This window comes from Rhizobium sp. GW821-FHT14E12 (genome assembly GCF_058803745.1).
Window position 1 is genome coordinate 1 of record NZ_JBXAPH010000033.1, and the last position, 939, is coordinate 939.

The window sequence follows — 939 nt, forward strand, 5'->3', positions numbered from 1 at the left end:
CAGGGGAATCGCATATGGTTTCTATTGGATTGAATTGTTGAGGAAAAAGGATTCTCTAAAGGTCTTCTGATTTGGTTTCGGGAGACTTTGGTGGAAGGGTTCACGTCGTTTTTTGGATCGGTGCCTGACCCCCGGGCTGAGAATGCGCGCCATGAGCTGACCTGCGTGCTGTTCATCGCTCTGGCAGCACTTCTGTGCGGGGCGGAGAGTTGTTCGGACATGGCCGACTTTGGACACGCCAAGAAGCGCCTGCTGTTGCAGGTCTTGCGGCTGCCGCATGGCGTGCCCAGCCATGACACCTTCAGCCGGGTTTTCCGTCACCTGAACCCGGAAGCCTTCGAGGCCGCTTTTGCGCGGTTTTCCATGGCATTCGCCAAGGGGATACAGGGCGTTGTGGCGATTGACGGCAAGGCGGTGCGCGGCGCCTATCAACGCGGGGCGAGAACCTCGCCCCTGCATCTCGTCAATGTCTGGGCAGCCGACGCCCGCATGGTAATCGGTCAAAGACGGGCTCCGGGACGCAACGAGGTCAAGGGCGTGCACGAAGCCCTGGCCTTGCTGTCGCTCGAAGACTGCATCGTCACGGCAGATGCCCTGCATTGCCGTGCGGATACTGCCAGAGCCATTTTGGCGACAGGAGCCGACTATGCGCTGGCCCTCAAGGACAATCAGCCGGCTCTGCTGGCGAGCGCCAAAGCCCGCCTCGAAGAGGCCGATGATCCCGACAGAGTACAAACCTTGCCCGTGACCGCCCATGATCGGATGGAAACACGCCGCGCCGTCGTCCTGCCGGTCACCGATCTGGAGTTCCCCGGCTTGGCGGCCGTGGCTTGCGTGGAAACGCTGCGGCACAATCCAAATGGACAGGACACGGAAGGACAGGGCGCACGTCTGGTGCGCTATTTCCTGCTCTCGACATGCATGAGCGCAACGGCGCTC

General features: G+C 60.9%; 1 protein-coding gene. It reads left to right on the forward strand.

Going from position 1 to position 939, the window contains the following annotated elements; translation table 11 throughout:
• Positions 1-90 precede the first annotated feature (90 nt).
• On the forward strand, positions 91-939 hold an 849-nt coding region (locus AC1RO0_RS31910; RefSeq protein ID WP_498596517.1), incomplete at its 3' end, for an ISAs1 family transposase.